Source organism: Corynebacterium cystitidis (assembly GCF_900187295.1).
Taxonomy (GTDB): domain Bacteria; phylum Actinomycetota; class Actinomycetes; order Mycobacteriales; family Mycobacteriaceae; genus Corynebacterium; species Corynebacterium cystitidis.
In genome coordinates, this window is the sequence record NZ_LT906473.1 from 986,310 (window position 1) to 1,004,071 (window position 17,762).

Consider the following 17,762-nt stretch of genomic DNA (forward strand, 5'->3'; position numbering starts at 1 on the left):
GAGCCTGGGGCTCCATCCAACCAAGTAGTCACTATCGTTAGAAACGCTACGGAGGGGTAGAAGAACATGTCCATATCGCGTCGAGGTTTCATCACCGGCACAGCCGTAACTGCTAGTTCCGCAGTAGCTTTATCCGGTGCCCACAAGGCTTTTGCCGGGGCCAAGGAGCCAGCTGCAGACAATGCTGAAGACAATGACAATACTGTCACTGAATCCGGCGATAGTGCCGATGTGGACTTTCGCTTGACTGAGGCAACCGTCGAATTTGATGGCCCTCATCAAGCTGGCATTTCTACCCCTCCGCAGGCCAATCTCAACCTTCTAGCATTTAATGTGAAGGAAAGTGTGGATCGTGCTGGCCTCACGCGGTTGATGCGCCTGTGGACTGAGGACGCTCGAGCACTCTGCTCGGGTGAGACGCCTTTAGGTTCTTTGGAACCGGAAATGGTCCAGATCCCGGCGAACCTCACCATTACGTGTGGTTTTGGCCCGCGAGTGTTCGACATAGCCGGGCTTAACGACGAGAAACCTTACTGGCTGGAACCTCTTCCAGAGTTTTCTCGCGATGAATTAGATGAAAAATGGGGGCAATCGGATTTGGTACTCCAGATCTGTTCCGATGATCCCACTATGGCAAGCCATGCTATGCGCCATATGGTGCGGGCCGGAATGGACTATGTTGAAACAGGCTGGTTGCAACAGGGTTTCCTCCATGCGGACGGATCAATGCCGGATTCGTCGACTCCGCGCAATTTGTTCGGCCAGGTGGATGGCACGGTTAACCCGCGGACCGACGAAGAGTTCGCCGAGCAGGTGTGGGTTGATGAGGGGGAAGACTTCGAAATCGGAGGTACCTCTATGATTGTGCGCCGCATCAATATGAACTTGGATACGTGGGAAATGCTTGATCGTGTCTCGCGAGAGGAATCCATGGGCCGCAAGCTTGCCAACGGCGCGCCGTTGACCGGCGAGGATGAGTTCGATGACCCCGACTTTGACGCCACCGATCAGTATGGATTGCCAGTGATCGACCGCAATTCTCATATTGCGCGTTCGACAGCACCCGCAGATCATCCAGAGCAACGGATCAAGCGTCGCCCTTATAATTACGACATCCAGCCGGATCCTGCATCGGGGCAGCTTTCTAATGCTGGCTTGATCTTTATCTGTTTTCAAAAAGATCCGGTTACACAATATATTCCGATTCAGCAACGCCTTGATGAAGCCGATCGTCTGAATGAGTGGATTAGCCACATTGGCTCTGCGGTGTATTGGATCCCACCTGGTGTTTCTGTGGACGGCGACCGAGATGAGTTTTGGGCGCAACGCTTGCTGGAAAAAGACGCGTAACGACGACGCCTTTTCTGGTCGGAATTAGGGGCCTGCTCCGGTGCAATTATTAGTAGGGGAGTAGACTGGTTCCGGCGACCCTGAGCAGACGTAGTTGAGGGTCTTTCTTGCTAGCACAGCGTGCGCGGCCAGGTATGCCGCGGACGCGCGAGCGCAAAGGAGCGCACCGATAATCATGGCCACCGAATCCGCCCTGGCACCAGCCACCTACGCACCTTTTACTGTTCCTGCGGGTACTCCCGTCGGGGCTGCTATGCGGGCATTGGAGCTTCCCAATAAGGGCCCTGACGCAGTCGTTGTTGTCAAAGATGAAGAAGGCAACCTGAAGGACCTTTCCCACGTTCCAGAGGCAGACGGTGAATACACGCCGATTGCAGCTTCGAGCGAAGAAGGCCGCGGTGTAATCCGGCACTCGTGTGCGCATGTGTTGGCGCAAGCAGTCCAGGCTGAATTTCCCGGCACTAAACTCGGCATCGGTCCTGCTATCGAGAACGGTTTCTACTACGACTTTGACGTCAAGGAGCCGTTTACTCCTGAGGATCTGAAAACCATTGAGCGCCGGATGAAGAAGATCATCAAGTCCGGCCAGAAGTTTGAGCGTGGTGTCTACGATTCAAATGAACACGCCGCTGAGCAGCTTAAAGACGAACCCTACAAACTGGAACTGGTCGCGGATAAAGGCAATGTGGATCCTGATTCGGACGAAGCAACCGAGGTCGGCGGAGGCGAGCTGACTTACTACGACAACGTTAACCCGCGTTCCGGTGAGGTGGAGTGGTCGGATCTATGCCGTGGTCCTCATGTGCCGACAACCAAATACATCCCAGCTTTCGCCTTGACCCGTGCGTCAGCCGCGTACTGGCGTGGAGACCAGGCTAATGCCGGCCTCCAGCGGGTGTACGGTACCGCCTGGGAATCGAAAGAAAAGCTTGATGAGTACCAGGTGATGATGGAGGAAGCGGAAAAACGCGACCACCGCCGTCTTGGTTCTGAGCTTGACCTGTTCTCTTTCCCCGATGAGATCGGTTCTGGTTTCCCAGTTTTCCATCCCAATGGCGGCATTGTGCGGTTGGAGATGGAGGAGCATTCGCGGCGTCGCCATATCGACGCTGGGTATAGCTTCGTAAACACTCCGCATATCACCAAGGGTGACCTGTTTAAGAAGTCTGGTCACTTGGAGTGGTACTCAGATGGGATGTTCCCACCTATGCAGCTGGATGGCGAGACCGATGATGAAGGCAACGTGACAAAGCCGGCACAGGATTACTATGCCAAACCGATGAACTGCCCAATGCATAATCTTATCTATGCATCCCGTGGACGCTCCTACCGGGAGCTTCCACTCCGACTTTTCGAGTTCGGCACGGTGTACCGCTACGAGAAGTCTGGCGTGATTCACGGCCTGACCCGAGCACGTGGGTTCACGCAAGATGACGCTCACATCTACTGCACGGAGGACCAGCTGGAAGAGGAACTCACCAGCGTTCTTGAGTTCATTATCTCCTTGCTGCGTGACTATGGTTTGGATGATTTTTATCTCGAGTTGTCCACGAAGGACCCAGAGAAGTTCATTGGAGATGATGAGGTGTGGGAGCGTTCGACCAATATTTTGCAGACCGTCGCTGAAAAGTCTGGCCTTGAGCTTGTCCCGGACCCAGCGGGTGCAGCGTTTTACGGCCCGAAGATTTCTGTGCAGGCGCGCGACGCTATTGGGCGGACCTGGCAGATGTCTACAGTCCAGCTGGACTTCAATCTGCCTGAGCGCTTTGAGCTGGAGTACACCGCTTCCGATGGCGCGAAGCATCGCCCAATCATGATTCACCGCGCGCTCTTCGGCTCGATTGAGCGTTTCTTCGCCGTGTTGCTGGAGCACTATGCTGGGGCGTTTCCCGCGTGGTTAGCTCCACACCAGGTTATGGGTATTCCGGTCGCCGACGATTTTTCCCCACATTTGGAGAAAATTATGTCTGAACTCCGCAGCCGTGGAATCCGCGCCGATGTTGATACTTCTGCTGATCGGATGCAGAAGAAGATCCGCAACCACACACAGGCTAAGGTCCCATTCATGCTCTTGGCCGGTGGTCGCGATGTGGAGGCGGACGCTGTGAGTTTCCGATTCCTCGATGGTTCGCAGGTGAATGGTGTTCCAGTCGATGAGGCGATCGGTATCATTGAGGAGTGGATCTGCGAGCGAAACAATGATCAACCCAGCGAGGAAACGATTGCCACGCGACGTGCATAACAACGCAGAGAAACCGGCGGCGTACATAGACACCGGTGTGGGTGAAGAAGACCGGTTGCAACGGCTGTGGGCGCCATACCGTGCCGCGTATATAGCGGACGTACCGCAGAAAGACGAAGAGCGAGGTCCGTTCGTCGTTGCTGCCGAGATGGACGATGAGGAAGCCTTGATTGTCGCTCGTGGCTCCAGCGTGTACGCACTGCTCAATCTTTATCCGTACAACTCTGGCCACCTCATGGTTGTTCCGTACCGGAAGGTAGCGAACCTCGAGGATCTGACGGATGAGGAAACTGCCGAACTTATGGAGTTTGCCAAGCTTGCTGTGCGGACTTTGAAACGGGTGTCGCACCCAGAATCTATCAACGTGGGCCTGAATTTGGGACGTTCGGCTGGTGGCTCGGTGGGTGACCACCTGCACCTCCATATCGTTCCACGGTGGACGGGAGACTCTAACTTCATGACAGTTCTCGGAGAAACAAAAGTATTCCCGGAGCTGCTGCGGGATACCCGCAAGTTACTGGCTGAAGCATGGAGTGAGCTTGTCGACGACGACCGCTTGGCTGCCCAGGAGAAGGGGAGAGACAATGCTTAGCGTGCATGGCAGGAAGCCCGCAGCTGTTGTTGTTGAGCCAATCGCCCGGGGTTTCCTGCGTATTGGTCTTACCCCCAATGTAGTGACGGTGGTCGGCGCGGCGCTCACGGTCGCGGTGGCGGTTGTTCTCATTCCCACTGATCATCTGGTATTGGCTGCGATTCTTTCGGCAGTTTTTTCTGCTTTTGACATGGTAGATGGCACGATGGCGCGGCTTCGAGGTGGTGGTACCGCTTTCGGTGCCACATTAGACGCCAGTTGTGATCGGATTACTGACGGAGCGCTATTCGCCGCCATTACCTACTGGCTGGTATTCGTCGATTCTGCCCACCCAGCTACCGTCGCGGTCTCCCTGGTTGTTATCGTTACGTCGCAGATCATTAGCTATGTGAAAGCCCGTGGCGAAGCAGGTGGACTGCGCATGGTTGGGGGGTTGATTGAACGTCCTGAAAGGCTAATTCTGGGATTGGGTGGCCTGGCTCTGGAAGGATTCGGCATGCCTTTTGCCATCGAGGTGAGTTTGTGGCTTCTTGCCGTCGGCTCCGTGTTTACCGTGATCCAGCGCCTGGTAATCGCCTCTCTTGATGAGAATTCTCAAGCCCGGGTCTGCGCTCCAGCGGGTACTGTTGAGGAAGAGGATTAGACACTGTGGCTTTTCGTCTACCTACCACTGAAGATTTATCGGCAGCGGGTTATTTAGCTGGGTGGAAGTTAATCGGGAAGCTTCCACAATCCTGGGTGGCAGCATTGTTTAACTGGGGTGCGGATCAGGTTTCCAAAGATGGGGCGGGCATGGACATGCTGCGTCGCAATCTAACCCGTGTGGTGGGAGCGCACAATGTCACTCGTGACCTTGTCCGTGCCTCAGTTCGGTCTTACGCACGGTATTGGCGTGAGGCCTTTCGTCTTCCGCGTTTGGCGGGGGATCCTGATCTTATTGCGAAGATTAGTGAGGGGACGGTGGGCCGTGAGCTTCTCGACGAGTCACTGGCTCGAGGCAAAGGCGTGATTCTTACGCTTCCTCACTCTGGCAACTGGGATATGGCCGGCATGTGGTTGCATACTCACTATGGGCAGTTCACTACGGTGGCTGAGCGGGTGAAACCGGCGGTACTTTTCGACGCTTTTGTGGATTTTCGTGAGTCTCTTGGCTTTGAGGTTCTGGCACTTACAGGTTCTGCGACTCCACCGTTTCAACGTTTGAAGGACGTTCTTGAGGCAGGGGGAATTGTGTGCCTGCTCGGTGAGCGAGACCTTACAGCACGTGGGGTGCCTGTCTCGTTTTTCGGAGAAACTACCACAATGCCTGCTGGCCCAGCTCAGTTGGCTATTGAGACTGGGGCGGCGTTGCACGCTGTGCACTGTTGGTTTACTGGTACAGACTCGGATCCAGGCTGGGGGCTGTCAGCTTCGGCACCGATTGAGGTCACTTCGTTGGAGGAAACCACGCAGCGTGTCGCTGATCTTTTTGCCGCCAATATCGCAGCTCATCCGGAGGATTGGCATATGCTCCAACCGCAGTGGCCGGTGGACAAAAAGCAGCGAAGAACATCAAACGTGGGGGAGTAAGCCGTGCGGATTGGAATTGTGTGCCCTTATTCCTTCGACGAACCTGGCGGGGTTCAAGCTCATATCCTTGACTTGGCGGAGGTTTTTCGCTCGCAGGGGCATTACGTGGGTGTTCTCGGCCCAGCATCTGCAGGTACCGATGTGCCAGAGTATGTCACCAAAGGCGGAGGGTCTGTCCCGATCCGCTATAACGGTTCGGTGGCCCGGCTCGCTATCGGGCCTCAGGTGATCAGCACGACCCGCTGGTTTCTTAACGAAGGACAGTTTGACGTGCTGCATATCCACGAACCGAATTCGCCCAGTTTCTCTATGGCGTCTCTGTTCATCGCAGAGGGGCCGATAGTTGCTACCTACCATGCATCAGCGGCTTCGTCATGGATCCTCTCACTTGCCCGCCCCCTGCTCCAGCCCAAGCTCGAAAAGATTGGTGGCGGTATTGCAGTCTCTGAAATGGCGCGTCGCCTGCAAGTAGAAAAGCTCGGCGGCGACCCGGTGCTGATTCCGAATGGTGTGGATACAGCCCGTTTCGCAGCAGCACGGCGTCCGCGTGACCCTCACGCCCCTGTGGAGATCGTGTTCTTGGGTAGACTCGATGAATCCCGCAAGGGCCTAGACATCCTTCTTCGCGCGCTGGCTCAGCTAGATCGGAAGGTCACTGTCACCGTCATCGGTGGGGGCCGCCCGCGCGAGTTTTCCGGCATCAATTTTGTGGGGCGCGTTAGCGATCAGCAGAAGGCAGAAATTTTGGGGCGTGCTGATATTTACGTTGCCCCCAATACCGGCGGTGAATCCTTCGGCATTGTTCTGGTCGAAGCAATGGCTGCCGGGTGCGCCGTTGTCGCCAGCGACTTGGAAGCCTTTGCTGCGGTGTGTGACATCACCAGCGAAGAACCCGCTGGAGTGTTGTTCCCTGTCGGAGATGACCATGCGCTCGCGATGGCGCTTCGCATGCTTATCGACGATGAGGCGGCCCGTCAGCGACTCATTGAAAGCGGACTTAAGCGCTCCCAACTTTATGACTGGGACACGGTTGCAGCCAAGGTCATGGCTGTGTATGAGACTGTTGCAGATGGCACGACCGTGCGGGGGTAGTTGGTGGAAACACTGCTGTGGGTGATTCTCGCCGTCCTGATCACCGTCTTTCTGACGTGGGCGTATGCAACGGCGCAAAGGCTCGACCGTCTTCATGTGCGCGTTGACCGCGCCCGTAATGCCTTAGAGGCGGCGCTAGACCGGAGGGCAGCGGTTGTCGCCGTGGCTTACCCTGCGGCTGCGTTGGAGGCACGTCGTGTCGAAGAAGCAGGGCTTACTCCCGGAGATTTTTCCACCCGGATCGCGCGGGAGCGTGATTTGGGTGCACGGCTTCAAAAGATCGGAGCGTCGGAAAGCGCGAAAATAGCGGATGCTGACGCCAGGGTCATGCTTGCACTGCGCTTCTACAACGATGCCGTAGCCGATACGCGGGCGCTACGGCTGCGACCCATCGTGCGCATCCTGCGGCTTGGGGGGACCGCCCGGTTACCGGAATTCTTTGAGCTGGCCGATGCCTGAGCGGCCGGGGACCTGTTCCTGCCGATGAGGGTATCCACGACTGCATCCGGGTCGTTTGGTTGGACAATCGTCATCAGGATCGTAAACACAAGGCGACGAGAATCACTGCCGAATACCGTCACCGGAAATTGGCCTAACACCCCATGATGTCTAACGATACCTGGAATGCAGAAAAAGCCGTGTACCGTTTCGATGTATGACGGCGAAGCGTTCCCCAATCAGCACAATTTTAGACTTGGAGACTATCGACACTGATATTTACCGCGCAGCGGCAGTGGAGTCAGAGCTTGAGCGCACGTTCGGCGGCCAGGTGGCGGCCCAAGCGCTTGTCGCGGCAACACGCACGGTAGGCGACGATAAGTTCGTGCACTCACTCCACGGATATTTCATGCGCCCAGGCGTGGCTGCGCAAGACACAGTATTTCTTGTTAACCGGATGCGTGATGGACAATCTTTTGCAACGCGTCACGTCGAAGCAGTTCAAAATGGTGAAACTATTTTTGCGATGCAAGCCAGCTTCCACCGATCGGGTGATCCCGGCCCAGAGCATTCCGACATCATGCGTGACGTCCCGATGCCCGACGAGATTCCAGATGAGCGCGAGACTATCCCACCGTCGCGGCGCGCACTGCTGGATGAGTGGTCCGACTGGGACATCCGGGTAGTTCCCTCGGATCTGTACGAGCACAATAAGTACACTCCATCGCAGCAGGTGGTCTGGTTTAAATCGAAGCAGCAGCTTCCGGACGACGCCACCTTCCACGTGTGTACTTTGGCATACATGTCCGACATGACTTTGCTGCATTCAGCACTTGTTCCACACCCGGGGCATAAAGTGCAAATGGCATCGTTGGACCACGCTATGTGGTTCCTGCGCCCGTTTCGCGCTGACGAGTGGCTCCTCTATGACCAGGTATCGCCCTCTGCTCATGGTGGGCGCGCGCTGACACACGGGCGTATTTTCGATCACGCCGGAAATCTTGTCGCGATGGTGACCCAGGAGGGGCTCACGCGGACACTGCGCGACGGTGAGAAGTCTTTACCGTTGAAGACCCTGAAGGATAATGAACACTAAAAATAACGCTGTGGCCGCCGTGTGGGTGGTGATGGGCCGCATGAGCCAAATGCGCGTCGTCTGCGCCCAGATCTATAGTGCCACACCGGGTGCGCGTATACTCGGCTGAAGCAACGAGGATATCGTGGAGCAACGCTCATGATCTCCTCTGCATCAAGGAAAGGACTGGGACGAGGTTATGGCTGGCCATTCAAAGTGGGCTACTACCAAGCATAAGAAGGCTGCGAACGATGCGAAGCGGTCGAAGCTTTGGGCGAAAATGATCAAGGACATCGAGGTTGCGGCGCGTACTGGCGGAGGTGATCCCGCTGGTAATCCGACTCTGGATGACATGATCAAGAAGGCCAAAAAGGCCTCAGTCCCGAACGATAATATTGAGCGTGCCCGCAAACGTGGATCTGGTGAAGAAGCGGGCGGCGCTGATTACGAGAACATTATGTACGAAGGCTACGGCCCTAATGGTGTAGCGATGCTCATCGAGTGTCTCACGGATAACCGTAACCGTGCTGCTACTGAGGTCCGCACCGCGATGACCCGTAACAACGGCAACTTGGGCGAATCGGGGTCTGTGGCCTACATGTTTACTCGCACCGGTGTTGTTCAAGTTAAAAAAGGTGAGCTGTCTGAGGACGATGTTCTCATGGCGGTACTTGAAGCGGGTGCTGAAGAGGTCAATGACTTGGGCGACGAGTTTGAGGTGATTTGCGCTCCCACTGACCTGCAGGAGGTCAAGACTGCGTTGGCAGAAGCTGGTATTGAGGTTGACACTGCCGGCCAGGATTTCCGCGCGTCGGTAGAGGTGGAGCTGGACAAGGAAGACGCGAAGAAGCTCCTGAACTTAATCGATGCCTTAGAGGAATCGGATGACGTGCAGAACGTGTATACAAATGCCAGCATCTCTGATGAGATGATGGAGTCACTCGACGATTAAGCACCCCTCCTACAAGGACTGCCCCGCCGCTCGCTTGCAGCGCTGCAACGCACTGATGACGGCGGGGATGCTCTATCTGGTGCTCCCGCTATGATAGAACAGGTGTGTGAGTGAACTGTACGTGCTGAGGGAGGGCGTGTGAATTTAGAGGGCCTCCGGGTGATGGGCATTGACCCCGGATTGACACGTTGCGGTCTTTCTGTTGTCCAAGCTGGTCGTGGTCGACAGGTAATCCCAGTGGCTGTGGGGGTGGTACGTACGCCGTCAGATGCAGAGCTGGCTGAACGCTTGTTGCGCATTTCTCGTGCGGTCGGTGAATGGATGGATGACTACCTTCCGGATGTGGTCGCGATGGAGCGCATTTTTGAACGGGGGAACGTCTCTACGGTGATGAATACTGCGCATGCGGTAGGCGTCATGATTCTCGCCGCCGCGGAACGTGATATTCCCGTGCATATGTACACACCGTCGGAAGTCAAAAAAGCAATTTCGGGTAATGGCCGTGCAGATAAAAAGCAGATGACAGTGATGATCACCCGAATTTTGGGCTTAGCGGAAGCACCGAAACCTGCAGATGCGGCTGACGCTTTGGCAGTCGCCGTGTGCCATTGTTGGCGTGCGCCTTTACTTGCTCGTACACAGTTAGCAACAAATACTGCAGGAGGCTCACATCCATGATTGATTCTTTACACGGCGAAGTGCTGACCATCGGCTTAGATCATGCAGTTATCGAATGTGGCGGTGTGGGGTACCGGTTCCTCGCCACACCACCAACGTTGAGCAGGCTGACACGTGGTGAGACTACCCGCGTGCTAACTTTCTTGAGTGTTCGCGAAGACGCTATGACTTTGTACGGGTTTATGGAAGATGATGACCGCACAATGTTTCATACGCTGCAAACAGTGTCCGGTTTGGGGCCGAAGTTGGCTCTCGCTTCATTGTCGGTCTATAACGCAGCAGAGATTGCTCAGCACATCACCGGTGAAGACACAAAGGGATTGCAGGCGATCCCGGGTGTTGGCAAGCGCATGGCTGAACGCATGATTGTCGAGCTGAAAGATAAACTTCAAGGCCTGTTTTCCGGAACAGAAAGTCTCGGATCCGGGGCTGCTCCTGCCGGAGGCTCGTCCGCTGTGGTGGACCAAGTGGTAGAGGCTTTGGTGGGCCTTGGTTTTACTGATAAGCAGGCGCGCCCTGTGGTGGAGCAGGTGGCAGAAGCCGAGAAAAACACTGATACCACGACTGTTTTGCGAACATCTCTATCTCAGCTGGGCAAGAAGTAGGGAAGTGACTAATGTCCGACATCGAGAAGACCGAGTTTCAGCTTCCGCCGGACCTCGAGAAAAAGTCCACGCGTTCCGACGACGCCCCGATCGACCCGCAAGAACAAGCCGATGACCGTGACGTTGAGAAAACGCTTCGCCCGAAAGCACTCGAGGAATTTATCGGACAGCCGAAAGTTCGCGAGCAGTTAGACCTCGTGCTGACTGGAGCTCGCAAACGGGGAGTAACTCCGGATCATATTCTTTTATCCGGGCCACCCGGCCTGGGTAAAACCACCCTCGCCATGATTATCGCTCAAGAGCTGGGTACCTCGCTGCGGATGACATCTGGCCCAGCGCTGGAACGGGCGGGGGATCTGGCTGCGATGCTTTCAAATCTGATGGAGGGCGATGTTCTGTTCATCGATGAGATCCACCGAATAGCGCGACCAGCGGAAGAGATGCTGTACATGGCGATGGAGGATTTCCGCATCGACGTCATTGTTGGAAAGGGCCCAGGGGCTACCTCCATCCCGCTGGAGATTCCGCCATTTACTTTGGTGGGGGCTACGACGCGAGCAGGGATGCTTACCGGTCCACTGCGTGACCGTTTCGGATTCACGGCCCAAATGGAGTTTTACGATGTCGAAGACTTAACCCGAGTTGTTACCCGTGCTGCTGGCATCTTAGGAGTCAGCATTGATTCCGATGCGGCAGTCGAGATCGGTGCGCGATCGCGGGGAACACCCCGCATTGCTAACCGCCTTCTGCGACGGGTTCGCGACTGGGCCGAGGTCAACGGCGACGGACATGTCAATGTGACCGCTGCACAAGAAGCGCTCCGCGTCTTCGACGTCGATGAACTTGGGCTCGACCGTCTTGATCGGGCGGTCCTTGATGCCTTGATTCGGGGCCATGGAGGAGGGCCCGTCGGCGTGAACACGCTTGCGGTGGCTGTTGGCGAAGAACCCAGCACCGTCGAAGAAGTGTGTGAACCCTATCTGGTTCGTGCCGGTTTGATGGCACGTACGGGGCGTGGCCGTGTCGCTACTGCGGCGGCATGGCACCATATCGGACTTCAACCGCCACCCGATGCGCCGGGTCAATTAAACCTTCTGTAGCTACCAGTAAGCAGGGGTAGTGAGACCTTTGGAAGTAGTCGTGTAACAATGGGGCACTATGGAGATCCTTCTTTTAATCCTTATCCTCGGCGTGTTCATGGTGCCTTCTTTCCTCATGGCGCGAACCCAGAAGAAGCGCCAGGCTGAAATGCTTGGATTGCAGAATTCTGTTCAAGCAGGTGACAAGATCGTCACCGTGTCTGGGTTTCACGCAACGATCGTCGATACGCAAGAATCGACCCTCACTCTGGAGTTGTCGCCAGGCGTGGAAGCCACGATGGAGCGTGCCGGTGTCATGCGCAAGGTTGAGCCTGTCGAACCGCCTACGGGTGAGATACCGGGATCAGCTGGTAGCTACTGGGATAACCAGGATAACCAGCCACGCCAGACCGAGGATGGTGGATACCGGCACCCAGAAAACTCAGGCGACCACCCTGAAAACTTTGGTGATGGCGAGCAATACCCTGATCGGGGCGATCACCGCTAAGCGGACCAGAGCACAAGTACCCGATTGCGCTTCGGCGGGGTCGGGCACAAGTTTTTAGCACCACTGACGTACCATATGAGTTTGTGTTCGTTCCGTACTTCCTGCGTGCACGATGCACGCGGGGTCTACGCAGCACCTTTTAACTAGATAGTCCATATCACCATCGAGGAGAAGCCTCCGTGTCCGTTACTACTCGGCGTGCACACGACAACGGGTCGAAAAGGCAGTGGCCAAAGCGCGCACTAGCCCTGTTCGTCCTCATTGTTGCCGTGGTGTACGCGCTGGTCTTTTTCACCGGCGATCGTTCAGCAACCCCGAAACTAGGAATTGACCTGCAGGGTGGCACCCGTGTCACCTTAGTCCCACAGGGCGACGAACCAACCCAGGAGCAACTGGACCAGGCTCGCACGATCCTAGAAAACCGAGTCAACGGCATGGGCGTCTCCGGTGCGGAAGTCGTCGTCGACGGCAACACGCTAGTGATTACTGTCGCCGGTGAAGACACCTCGGAAGTGCGCAATCTGGGGCAGACATCGCAGCTGATGTTCCGTCCTGTCGCACAACCAGGGATGCCAGATATGGCCACTTTGCCCCAGGTGATGGAAGAAACCGCAAACGATTGGGTGAAATACGGCATTATCACTCCCGAGCAGGCCGATGAGTCGCTCGAACAGACCTTCACCGCTGTCAATCAAGCTGCCGGTGAAGAAGCCACAAATGAAGTTCCCACCGTGACTGCGGAACTACTGCCAGAACCTGAGAACTCCCTTGAAGCGGGCAAGCGCCGTCAAGAACTTACCGATATGTTGCGAGAGGACCGTCAATCGACGGACCCTACCCAGCAATTGGTGTCGCAAGCGCTGATGCGCTGTGAACCGGACTCGACAGACCCACTATCAGGAACTGACGAGCCAGAGCTTCCACTTGTGTCGTGTGATCCCAACAGTGGCCAAGCACACCTTCTTGAACCGGTACCACTGCTTTCGGGCGTGACTGATGAGAACGGCCCACGTTTGACCGGTAATCAGATCGATACCAACCAGCCGATTAACGGTGGATTCAACCCGGAGACCGGACAGATGGAGATCAGTTTCTCCTTCAAACATGATGGAGAGCACAATGGCTCTCAGACCTGGGCGCAGCTGACCTCCGAGCTGCTGGGCCAGCAGATCGCGATCACTCTGGATTCTCAGATCATTTCAGCGCCTGTCATCCAGGGCGCTACTCCAGTAGGTTCCGCGACCTCGATTACGGGTGACTTCACCCAGGAGGAAGCACAAGCACTTGCTAACAACCTTCGATATGGTGCACTTCCGCTGTCCTTCGCTGGCGAGAACGGCGAACCAGGCGGAACAGCGCAAACTGTGCCTCCATCGTTGGGTGAGGCGTCACTTAAGGCGGGTCTAATCGCAGGTCTCGTCGGGCTGGCGTTGATCGCGATATTCGTGTTTACTTACTATCGCATCTTCGGATTTATTTCCCTTATCACCCTGTTCGGCTCCGGAGTTTTGGTATACGGCATGTTAGTTCTGCTGGGACGCTGGATCGGGTACTCACTTGACTTGTCTGGAGTTGCCGGTTTGATCATTGGTATTGGCGCCACGGCCGATTCCTTCGTCGTGTTGTACGAGCGCATCAAAGACGAGGTTCGCGCAGGTAAGACCTTCCGCTCTGCCACCGCACGCGGTTGGGATCGCGCAAAGCAGACTATCGTTACCGGCAACATGGTGACGTTGATTGGTGCGGTCATTATCTACTTCCTGGCAGTAGGTGAGGTGAAGGGATTTGCCTTCACCATGGGGTTGACCACAGTCTTCGACTTGCTGGTGACATTCCTGGTCACTGCACCATTGATGATTCTTGCGTCACGCAATTCGTTCTTCGCTAACCCGAGCGTCAACGGCATGGGCAAGATGTTCGCCCTGGCCGAGGCAGACCGCCAGGCTGGACGCGACCCTGAAGTCGAAGCCACTAAAGCAGAAGCCCCCGCAGCTGCAGTCGTAAGCGACGACGCCTCTGCACCAACCTCCGCCGAAAGCGAGGAGAAGTAGTTATGTCTAGCACCGCACAATCTGCAATGCCTACCACCAAGGCGACAATTTCCACCGAAGCCACGGCGGGTTCCAACTCCACAAGGATGAACGCGTACGACAAGCTGTACACAGGGGAGGGCGGTATCGACTTCATTGGCCGTTCCAAACTTTGGTACATCATCACCATCGCGCTGATTGTGATCTCCCTGCTATCGATCATTTTCCGCGGGTTTGATCTGTCTATTGATTTCGAGGGCGGTACCAAGATGTCCATGCAGGCTGGGGATCTTGTCGCAGAGGAGGTTGAAGACACCTTTATTGAAGCTACAGGCGTTGAACCGGAATTAACGCAAATCGTGGGTGCGGGTGATTCCCGCACCCTGGAAATCAACTCCCAGCACTTGACCCAGGAACAGATCGATTCTGCCCGGATGGCGATCTACGAAGAACACCAGCCGATGAACGCCCTGGGCGAGGCAACTCCTGATGCCATTGGTGATTCGACAGTGTCTGAATCTTGGGGTTCCACGATTACAGAGCGCATGATTCTCGCGTTGGTGGTCTTCCTTGTCGCAGCCGCAGTCTACGTCGCAGTGCGTTTGGAGAAAGAAATGGCTGTTGCCGCCATGGCAGCGCTGTTCGTTGACGGCATTGTGATCATGGGTATTTATTCGGTCTTCGGCTTGGAGGTGTCTCCGGCGATGATCATTGGTTTGCTCACGGTGCTCACGTTCTCGATTTATGACACGGTGATTGTGTTCGACAAGGTGAAGGAGAACACCTCCGGAGTGCTTGAATCACGCAGATCTACGTACGCAGAGGAGGCCAACCTCGCTGTGAACCAAACGGTGATGCGGTCAATTTCGACGTCAGTAATTTCAGCCTTACCGATTGTGGCTTTGTTGGTCGTCGCTGTCTGGCTGTTGGGTGTCGGCACACTGAAAGATCTTGCCTTGATTCAGCTGCTTGGCGTTCTCGTCGGCATCTTCTCGTCTCTCTTCTTGGCTACTCCACTGCTGGTCAGCATCGTTAACCGCGAAGAAAAACACAAAAAGCACAACAAAGCTGTGGCTGACTTCCGGGCTCAACGCGATGGATCCGCAGAACTTGACGAAGCCACGTCCGACTCCGCTGTAGAGGATAATCTCGGTGGCCCGAAGCGTCGTGTCAGCACTCTCGTTTCTGATGACCGCGTGCCAGCGGATGAAGATGTGACAGTGCGCGACGCGCCACGCACGTCAACTTGGAGGCCCGACCGTCGTTAGTCCTGGTAAGTGCCCAGGTGCGCCCAAGAGTAAAATGTGTCTTTTATTCGGCTCGAAATGAGGTAATTCTGTGCGCATCGCTATCCGCTTTTTCCGCAGCATCATGGTTACTTTGAGTGCGGCTACGCTGCTGTTCGGTTGCGCGGAAACCCCAGTATCGGGCCCGGGACCAGAGCTGAAGTCCACCGATCACTTTGGCTACCAGGTGGCGGTTCCTTTGCTGACTACAAACGCTGGATCTGAGGTGGGTGTTTCAACTAACGCCCATTTACTTTCTGTGCGGTTGTATCCTGCGGTGTTCGTTCCTGGGCCGAGCGGGCAGATGATTCCCAATTCGGATTTGGTCACCACACAGGTTCTGCCGGGAGCGCAGCGACAAGTCGTGTATACACTATCGCCAGACGCGGTGTTTTCGGATGGCACTCATGTTACGTGCACCGATTTTTTGTTGGCCTACAAGGCAGGTGCGTATCCGGAACTCTTCGGCTCTCACATGCCGGTGATGGATCAAGTGGAACGATTGAATTGTCTGCCAGGCGCGAAACAATTCACAGCGGTTTTCAAGCCTGGTCAGGGTGGTCGCTGGCGTGAATTATTCGGCCCGGGCACTGTGCTGCCTTCTCACGCGGTGGCACGCAAAGTTAACATGGATGCAACTCAGTTTGTCGAAGCTCTTGAATCGGACGACCCAACCGAGATGGAGCCGATTGCACGAGTGTGGCGCGAAGGTTTCAACTTAGCCAACTACGATCCTGAAATGCAGGTTTCTTTCGGCCCGTTCCGCATCGACGGTGTCGGTGATAGTGGCGAAGTAACCCTGGTACGCAATGACTACTACTACGGCGACCAGGCGGCGTTGGACACGGTGGTGGTGTGGCCATCGACAGCAGACTCTGGGAAGTTGGTGGATGAGGGTGCTTTGCGGGTAGGTGATATCCATGAGGCTGACCCTGCATGGGTGGATCTCAACACGGAAGGTAGCCCGTACACGATAGAAACCCGGGTGGGCGAATTGACCGATACTTTGCGTCTGGAAGAATCGGGTGCGTGGGCGATGCCGGAGTACCGTCAAGCTTTAGCAAAATGTATTGACCGAAACGCCGTCGCGGCCGCTTCATCGGCGGTGTCAGGTGTTGATGTTCCGGCTGTGGGGGTGCATGTTGTCGACCACTTCGACCCGCTTGCTCGTCAGCTAGCAGATATTGTTGATCCGCATATCGCTCCTGATTTTCAAGCAGCAAGTCTTGCACAGGCAACCGAGCTTCGCGTGGGTTATTCGGCGCCAAATGAGCGAAAAGCTGCGATGGTCGAGGCGATGAGGGTGTCGTGTGAACCCGCTGGCATTGCGATTATTGATGCAACCGAGGAAGGTAAGACGCTTGCCGATGTCGGAGGTTATGGAATCGGTGAATGGGGAGAGCAGACTATTGAGGACGGCAGCATTGATGCTTTTCTCGGCGCGGTGGACCCGTTGACGGAATACAGTACTGCGGAACCACGGTCGAGCGAACTTGAGGATTTGCGGGCGGCTGAAGAGGAACTTTGGGCAGAATTGTCGAGGATTCCACTTGCAGCCCAGCCCCGTTCGTTCATCGTTGACCGTCATGTGGGTAACGTTGTGGTGTACACCGGAACCGCCGGAATCGGTTGGAATATGGATCGGTGGCAAGTAGCGAATGAGGAACCTACCAGTGAGCCAGATTAAATACGCACACTCCCGCGAAGCGCTGAAAGCGAAGATGCGCTACGTCCAGGACTTTCCTGAGCAGGGCGTGTTATTTGAAGACTTAACACCAGTGTTAGCAGACGGCGAGGCCCTGTCCGTTATCATCAGAGATTTGTCAACAGCGTGTCGACGTCTCGGGGCAGACATGATTGGTGGCCTTGATGCCCGCGGTTTTTTATTGGGCTCGGCTGTCGCCTACGACCTCGGCGTTGGGGTGCTGGCCATCCGTAAGAAGGGCAAGCTTCCGCCACCGGTTTTTACGCAGGAGTATGAGACGGAATACAGCTCTGCGGCACTCGAGATTCCTGTGGACGGGATCGATCTCAAATCCAAGAAGGTAGTGCTTGTCGACGATGTCCTTGCCACCGGCGGTACCTTAATTGCTGCTACTGAACTGATAGAGCAGGCTGGGGGAGCGGTGGCTGGCTATGTCGTTGTCCTCGAGGTGGAAGGCCTCGGTGGGCGGCAGCGAGTGGAGGGGCGGGCTCCCCTGATCGTGCTTGACGACGATACCGTGGATGCTGGCTAAAGCGTCAGTCCCGCGGAGTATCATGGTGG

General features: G+C 55.8%; 17 protein-coding genes. All 17 read left to right on the forward strand.

Features of this window, described 5'->3' with window-relative positions; genetic code table 11:
• The first annotated feature begins 66 nt into the window (after window positions 1–66).
• The 17 genes from CKV99_RS04690 (at window position 67) to CKV99_RS04770 (ending at window position 17,733) form a co-directional block, all read left to right on the forward strand.
• Complete coding sequence (locus CKV99_RS04690) at window positions 67–1,350, forward strand: Dyp-type peroxidase (protein ID WP_092255080.1); 1,284 nt, start codon at window positions 67–69, stop codon at window positions 1,348–1,350.
• A gap of 175 nt (window positions 1,351–1,525) precedes the next feature.
• Window positions 1,526–3,592 (forward strand): threonine--tRNA ligase, encoded by a 2,067-nt coding sequence (thrS, locus tag CKV99_RS04695; protein ID WP_092255084.1) that lies wholly within the window; start codon window positions 1,526–1,528, stop codon window positions 3,590–3,592.
• Window positions 3,549–4,184, forward strand: coding sequence for an HIT family protein (locus tag CKV99_RS04700; protein ID WP_092255086.1), 636 nt, complete (start codon window positions 3,549–3,551; stop codon window positions 4,182–4,184). The genes thrS and CKV99_RS04700 overlap by 44 nt, the downstream gene beginning before the upstream one ends.
• Window positions 4,177–4,827 carry a phosphatidylinositol phosphate synthase gene (gene pgsA / locus CKV99_RS04705; RefSeq protein WP_092255089.1) on the forward strand — a complete coding sequence of 217 codons (651 nt, stop codon included), beginning with the start codon at window positions 4,177–4,179 and terminating at the stop codon, window positions 4,825–4,827. Before CKV99_RS04700 ends, pgsA begins: the two co-directional genes overlap by 8 nt.
• Before the next feature lie 5 nt (window positions 4,828–4,832).
• A complete protein-coding gene (locus tag CKV99_RS04710; RefSeq protein ID WP_092255092.1) occupies window positions 4,833–5,753 on the forward strand; it encodes a phosphatidylinositol mannoside acyltransferase in 921 nt (306 codons plus the stop codon).
• Between the two features lie 3 nt (window positions 5,754–5,756).
• Window positions 5,757–6,845, forward strand: coding sequence for a glycosyltransferase family 4 protein (locus CKV99_RS04715; protein ID WP_092255095.1), 1,089 nt, complete (start codon window positions 5,757–5,759; stop codon window positions 6,843–6,845).
• Between the two features lie 3 nt (window positions 6,846–6,848).
• Window positions 6,849–7,304 (forward strand): hypothetical protein, encoded by a 456-nt coding sequence (locus CKV99_RS04720; protein WP_092255696.1) that lies wholly within the window; start codon window positions 6,849–6,851, stop codon window positions 7,302–7,304.
• Between the two features lie 196 nt (window positions 7,305–7,500).
• Entirely contained in the window at window positions 7,501–8,379 is an 879-nt protein-coding gene (locus tag CKV99_RS04725) for an acyl-CoA thioesterase (protein ID WP_092255098.1), read from the forward strand.
• Between the two features lie 178 nt (window positions 8,380–8,557).
• On the forward strand, window positions 8,558–9,310 hold the full coding sequence (locus CKV99_RS04730; RefSeq protein WP_092255101.1) for a YebC/PmpR family DNA-binding transcriptional regulator: 753 nt from the start codon (window positions 8,558–8,560) through the stop codon (window positions 9,308–9,310).
• Window positions 9,311–9,448: 138 nt separating this feature from the next.
• Complete coding sequence (gene ruvC / locus CKV99_RS04735; RefSeq protein WP_092255104.1) at window positions 9,449–9,988, forward strand: crossover junction endodeoxyribonuclease RuvC; 540 nt, start codon at window positions 9,449–9,451, stop codon at window positions 9,986–9,988.
• Window positions 9,985–10,593, forward strand: a complete 609-nt coding sequence (gene ruvA / locus CKV99_RS04740; RefSeq protein WP_092255108.1) for a Holliday junction branch migration protein RuvA — start codon at window positions 9,985–9,987, stop codon at window positions 10,591–10,593. Before ruvC ends, ruvA begins: the two co-directional genes overlap by 4 nt.
• 11 nt (window positions 10,594–10,604) lie before the next feature.
• Window positions 10,605–11,693 carry a Holliday junction branch migration DNA helicase RuvB gene (ruvB, locus tag CKV99_RS04745; protein WP_092255111.1) on the forward strand — a complete coding sequence of 363 codons (1,089 nt, stop codon included), beginning with the start codon at window positions 10,605–10,607 and terminating at the stop codon, window positions 11,691–11,693.
• 58 nt (window positions 11,694–11,751) lie between these two features.
• Window positions 11,752–12,180 (forward strand): preprotein translocase subunit YajC, encoded by a 429-nt coding sequence (gene yajC / locus CKV99_RS04750; protein ID WP_092255114.1) that lies wholly within the window; start codon window positions 11,752–11,754, stop codon window positions 12,178–12,180.
• A 179-nt stretch (window positions 12,181–12,359) separates the two neighbouring features.
• On the forward strand, window positions 12,360–14,231 hold the full coding sequence (gene secD, locus CKV99_RS04755) for a protein translocase subunit SecD (protein ID WP_092255117.1): 1,872 nt from the start codon (window positions 12,360–12,362) through the stop codon (window positions 14,229–14,231).
• An 86-nt stretch (window positions 14,232–14,317) separates the two neighbouring features.
• Window positions 14,318–15,478, forward strand: coding sequence for a protein translocase subunit SecF (gene secF, locus CKV99_RS04760; protein WP_231910222.1), 1,161 nt, complete (start codon window positions 14,318–14,320; stop codon window positions 15,476–15,478).
• A 103-nt stretch (window positions 15,479–15,581) separates the two neighbouring features.
• Complete coding sequence (locus tag CKV99_RS04765) at window positions 15,582–17,183, forward strand: ABC transporter substrate-binding protein (protein WP_092255702.1); 1,602 nt, start codon at window positions 15,582–15,584, stop codon at window positions 17,181–17,183.
• Complete coding sequence (locus tag CKV99_RS04770; RefSeq protein WP_092255119.1) at window positions 17,170–17,733, forward strand: adenine phosphoribosyltransferase; 564 nt, start codon at window positions 17,170–17,172, stop codon at window positions 17,731–17,733. Before CKV99_RS04765 ends, CKV99_RS04770 begins: the two co-directional genes overlap by 14 nt.
• Window positions 17,734–17,762 lie beyond the last annotated feature (29 nt).

Excerpts from the sequence above, each read along its gene's own strand:
- CKV99_RS04690 (WP_092255080.1), top strand. The coding sequence starts at position 67 with ATGTCCATATCGCGTCGAGGTTTCATCACCGGCACAGCCGTAACTGCT.
- thrS (WP_092255084.1), top strand. The coding sequence starts at position 1,526 with ATGGCCACCGAATCCGCCCTGGCACCAGCCACCTACGCACCTTTTACT.
- CKV99_RS04700 (WP_092255086.1), top strand. The coding sequence starts at position 3,549 with ATGATCAACCCAGCGAGGAAACGATTGCCACGCGACGTGCATAACAAC.
- pgsA (WP_092255089.1), top strand. The coding sequence starts at position 4,177 with ATGCTTAGCGTGCATGGCAGGAAGCCCGCAGCTGTTGTTGTTGAGCCA.
- CKV99_RS04725 (WP_092255098.1), top strand. The coding sequence starts at position 7,501 with ATGACGGCGAAGCGTTCCCCAATCAGCACAATTTTAGACTTGGAGACT.
- CKV99_RS04730 (WP_092255101.1), top strand. The coding sequence starts at position 8,558 with ATGGCTGGCCATTCAAAGTGGGCTACTACCAAGCATAAGAAGGCTGCG.
- ruvA (WP_092255108.1), top strand. The coding sequence starts at position 9,985 with ATGATTGATTCTTTACACGGCGAAGTGCTGACCATCGGCTTAGATCAT.
- ruvB (WP_092255111.1), top strand. The coding sequence starts at position 10,605 with ATGTCCGACATCGAGAAGACCGAGTTTCAGCTTCCGCCGGACCTCGAG.
- yajC (WP_092255114.1), top strand. The coding sequence starts at position 11,752 with ATGGAGATCCTTCTTTTAATCCTTATCCTCGGCGTGTTCATGGTGCCT.
- secF (WP_231910222.1), top strand. The coding sequence starts at position 14,318 with ATGAACGCGTACGACAAGCTGTACACAGGGGAGGGCGGTATCGACTTC.
- CKV99_RS04765 (WP_092255702.1), top strand. The coding sequence starts at position 15,582 with ATGGTTACTTTGAGTGCGGCTACGCTGCTGTTCGGTTGCGCGGAAACC.